This is a genomic window from Ruegeria sp. O5, from assembly GCF_056535105.1.
The window spans coordinates 1-4,447 of the sequence record NZ_JBQERN010000039.1 but is presented as its reverse complement, the minus strand read 5'-3'; the positions used below and the strand labels follow the sequence as shown (position 1 = coordinate 4,447).

Sequence of the window (4,447 nt, the reverse complement as noted above, 5' to 3'; positions counted from 1 at the left end):
ATGACCGAGATTAGACGCACGCCGTTGTATGGGCTTCACGTTGAGTTGGGCGGCAAGATGGTTGATTTTGCCGGGTGGGAGATGCCGGTTCAGTATCCGCTGGGAATCATGGGCGAGCATAAGCAGTGCCGCGAGAAGGCGGCGTTGTTTGATGTGTCGCATATGGGTCAGGTGATATTGCGGGGCGAGAATGTGGGCGAGAAGCTGGAAGCACTGTGTCCGCAGGCTTATGCGACGCTGAAGGAAGGCAAGGCGCGGTATGGGTTCTTCACCAATGCCGAAGGCGGGATCATGGACGATTTGATCGTGTCGAACGCGGGGGATCATTACTTTGTGGTGGTGAACGCGGCGCTGCGCCATCAGGACATTCCACATATGCGCGCCAATCTGGACGGGGTTGAGGTGACCGAGATCTTCGACCGCGCGCTGGTTGCGGTGCAAGGCCCCAAGGCCGAGGATGTGGTGGGCGCGCTCTGCCCCGCGGCGCGCGATCTTAAGTTCATGGAAACCACGATTGCCGACATCCTGGGTGTCGAATGCCGCATCTCGCGGCTGGGCTACACGGGCGAGGACGGGTACGAGATCTCGATCCCCGAAGACAAGGCGATCGAGATCACCCGGGCGTTCCTTGCGCATGAGGATTGCGAACCGGCGGGTCTGGGCGCGCGCGATAGCCTGCGGCTTGAAGCCGGTCTGTGCCTTTATGGCAATGACATCGATCAGAGCACCTCGCCGGTCGAGGCCAGCCTTGGCTGGGCGATGCAGAAGCGCCGCAAGGAAGAAGGCGGCTTTCCGGGTGCGGAACGTGTGCAGCGCGAACTGGCCGAGGGGCCTGCGCGCAAGCTGGTGGGCATCAAGCCCGACGGGCGCGCGCCCGCGCGTCAGGGGGTCGAGGTGCAATGCCTTGAGGGCAACACCATCGGTCAGATCACCTCGGGCAGCTTTGGCCCCACGGTCGGCGGCCCGGTTGCGATGGGCTATGTGTCCGCGGGCCATGGCGAGCCGGGCGAGAAGGTCAACCTGATCATCCGGGGCAAGGCGCAACCGGCGCAGATCGTGGCGCTGCCCTTCGTCAAACAGAATTACAAGCGTTGAAGTCAGGAGAGAGACACCATGGCAACCTATTATTCCGAAGAACATGAATGGCTGGCGGTCGACGGCGACACGGCCACGCTGGGCATCACCAAACACGCGGCCGAGCAGCTGGGTGAGGTGGTCTTTGTCGAGCAGCAGGAAGTGGGCGACGAGTTCGAGAAGGATGGCGAGATCGGCGTGATCGAATCCGTCAAGGCCGCCTCCGAGCTTTACGCGCCGGTTGATGGCGAGATTACGGAAGTGAACGAGGCGCTGGCCGACAACCCCGGTGCGCTGAACGACGACCCCGAGGGCGAGGCCTGGATCTACAAGATCAAGATCGCCGACGCCGCGCAGCTGGAAGATCTGATGGACGAAGCCGGCTACAAGGCCTTTATCGGATAAATCCGGCCCGGAGCCCCAGAGACCGGGGCTCCCCGCTTCATCTTTTTCCAAATACTCCCGCCGGAGGCTCCTGCCGTCTCCGCCGGGTCTGACCTATCCTTGAGGAGCGCTGCAATGGCCTTCAAACTGACCGATTACGAAGCCTATGACTTCGCCAATCGCCGCCACATCGGCCCGTCGCCCACCGAAATGCGCGACATGCTGCAGGTGATCGGCTTCAAGACGCTGGACCAGCTGATCGACGCCACCGTCCCGCCGGCGATCCGGCAGAAGGAACCGCTGGACTGGGGCCCGGCGATGACGGAACGCGATGCGCTCTTTCACATGAAGCAGGTGGCGGGCAAGAACAAGGTTCTGACCTCGCTGATCGGTCAGGGATATTACGGCACCACCACTCCGGCGCCGATCCTGCGCAACATCCTGGAAAACCCGGCCTGGTACACCGCCTACACACCTTATCAGCCCGAGATCAGCCAGGGCCGGCTTGAGGCGCTGCTGAACTTCCAGACCATGGTCAGCGACCTGACCGGGCTCGATGTGGCCAACGCCTCGCTGCTCGACGAAGCCACGGCTGCGGCAGAAGCCATGGCAATGGCCAAGCGCGGCGGCCGGTCCAAGGCCAATAACGCGGCCTTCTTCGTGGATCGCAACTGTCATCCGCAGACCATCGCGGTCATCAAAACCCGCGCCGAACCCTTGGGCATCGACGTGCAGGTGGGCGATCCCGATCAGCTGGATGCAGGTGCCGTCTTTGGCGCGATCTTCCAGTATCCGGGCACCCATGGCCATGTGCGCGACTTCACGACCGAGATCGCGGCGCTGCATGAACATAACGCCATCGCCGTTGTCGCCGCCGACATCCTGTCGCTGGCGCTGCTGAAATCCCCCGGCGAGATGGGCGCGGATATCGCCATCGGCTCGACCCAGCGCTTTGGCGTGCCGATGGGCTATGGCGGCCCGCACGCCGCGTATATGGCGACCACCGACAAGCTGAAGCGCTCGATGCCGGGCCGGATCATCGGGGTCAGCATCGACAGCCGCGGCAACAAGGCCTACCGCCTGTCGCTGCAAACCCGCGAGCAGCACATCCGCCGCGAAAAGGCGAACTCGAACGTCTGCACCGCGCAGGCGCTGCTGGCCGTCATTGCCTCGATGTATGCGGTCTATCACGGCCCCGACGGCATCAAGGCGATCGCGCAATCGGTGCACCGCAAGACCTCGCGCCTGGCCGCCGGTCTGGAAGAGGCGGGCTTTGCGGTCGAACCCGAGGTGTTCTTCGACACGATCACGGTCGAGGTCGGTCATCTGCAGAACGTGGTGATGGAGGCCGCCGTGGCCCGTGGCGTCAACCTGCGCAAGGTCGGCGAGACCCGCGTGGGCATCAGCCTGGACGAACAGACCCGGCCCGAGACCATCGAGGCGGTCTGGGGTGCCTTCGGCATCGACCGCAAGGATGACAGCTCGAACAAGCAATACCGCCTGCCGGATTACGCGCTGCGCGAAAGCGCGTACCTGACCCACCCGATCTTCCACAAGAACCGGGCCGAGGCCGAGATCACCCGCTATATGCGCCGTCTGGCCGACCGCGACCTGGCGCTGGACCGGGCGATGATCCCGCTGGGATCCTGCACCATGAAGCTGAACGCCACGGTCGAGATGATCCCGGTCACCTGGCCCGAGTTCGGCAACCTGCATCCTTTCGTGCCCGAAGATCAGGCGCAGGGCTACCATCAGATGATTGCGGATCTGAACGACAAGCTGTGCCAGATCACCGGGTATGACGCGATCTCCCAGCAGCCCAACTCGGGCGCGCAGGGCGAATATGCGGGCCTTCTGACCATCCGCAACTATCACTTCGCCCGCGGCGAAGGGCAGCGCAATGTCTGCCTGATCCCGACCTCGGCCCATGGCACCAACCCGGCCTCGGCGCAGATGGTGGGCTGGCAGGTTGTGCCGGTGAAATCGGATGACAAGGGCAATATCGATCTGAATGATTTCCGCGAAAAGGCGGAAAAGCATTCGGACCATCTGGCCGCCTGCATGATCACCTATCCCTCGACCCATGGCGTGTTCGAGACCACCGTGCAGGAGGTCTGCCAGATCACCCATGATCACGGCGGTCAGGTCTATATCGACGGCGCCAACATGAACGCCATGGTCGGGCTGGCACGTCCGGGTGACATTGGCGGCGATGTCAGCCACCTGAACCTGCACAAGACCTTCTGCATCCCGCATGGCGGTGGCGGCCCCGGCATGGGTCCGATCGGCGTCAAGGCGCATCTGGCCGAGCATCTGCCGGGCCACCCGGAATACGGCACCGCCGTGGGTCCGGTCTCGGCGGCACCCTTCGGCTCGCCCTCGATCCTTCCCGTCTCATGGGCCTATGTGCTGCTGATGGGCGGTGCGGGGCTGACGCAGGCCACCAAAGTGGCGATCCTGAACGCCAACTACATCGCGGCGCGCCTCAAGGACGCCTATCCGATCCTCTACACGTCGGAAACGGGCCGGGTGGCACATGAATGCATCCTCGACACAAGGCCGCTGGACGAGGCGGCGCATGTCACCGTCGACGATGTGGCCAAGCGCCTGGTCGATTCAGGCTTCCACGCCCCCACGATGAGCTGGCCGGTGGCCGGAACCCTGATGGTCGAGCCCACCGAATCCGAACCCAAGGACGAGCTCGACCGCTTCTGCGACGCCATGCTCTCGATCCGCGCGGAAGCGCAGGACATCATCGACGGCAAGATCGACGCGGAAAACAACCCGCTGAAAAACGCCCCCCACACGGTGCGTGATCTGGTCGGCGACTGGGACCGCCCCTACACCCGCGAACAGGCCTGCTTCCCTCCGGGATCCATGGGCGTCGACAAATACTGGTCCCCCGTCAACCGCGTCGACAACGCATACGGCGACCGAAACCTCGTATGCACATGCCCACCAATGGACGCATACGAAGACGCCGCTGAGT

The 4,447-nt window shown here is 63.6% G+C and carries 3 protein-coding genes; all 3 read left to right on the top strand.

The genetic code is table 11. The features are described from left to right. The gene (gene gcvT / locus ACR0M3_RS19900) at positions 1 to 1,095 is read left to right on the top strand and encodes a glycine cleavage system aminomethyltransferase GcvT (RefSeq protein ID WP_480912396.1); all 1,095 of its coding nucleotides are present in this window, start codon (positions 1 to 3) and stop codon (positions 1,093 to 1,095) included. An 18-nt stretch (positions 1,096 to 1,113) separates the two neighbouring features. Continuing rightward, entirely contained in the window at positions 1,114 to 1,479 is a 366-nt protein-coding gene (gcvH, locus tag ACR0M3_RS19895) for a glycine cleavage system protein GcvH (protein WP_209505056.1), read from the top strand. Positions 1,480 to 1,593: 114 nt separating this feature from the next. Further along, on the top strand, positions 1,594 to 4,447 hold a 2,854-nt coding region (gcvP, locus tag ACR0M3_RS19890; protein WP_480912393.1), incomplete at its 3' end, for an aminomethyl-transferring glycine dehydrogenase.

Excerpts from the sequence above, each read along its gene's own strand:
- gcvT (WP_480912396.1), top strand. The coding sequence starts at position 1 with ATGACCGAGATTAGACGCACGCCGTTGTATGGGCTTCACGTTGAGTTG.
- gcvH (WP_209505056.1), top strand. The coding sequence starts at position 1,114 with ATGGCAACCTATTATTCCGAAGAACATGAATGGCTGGCGGTCGACGGC.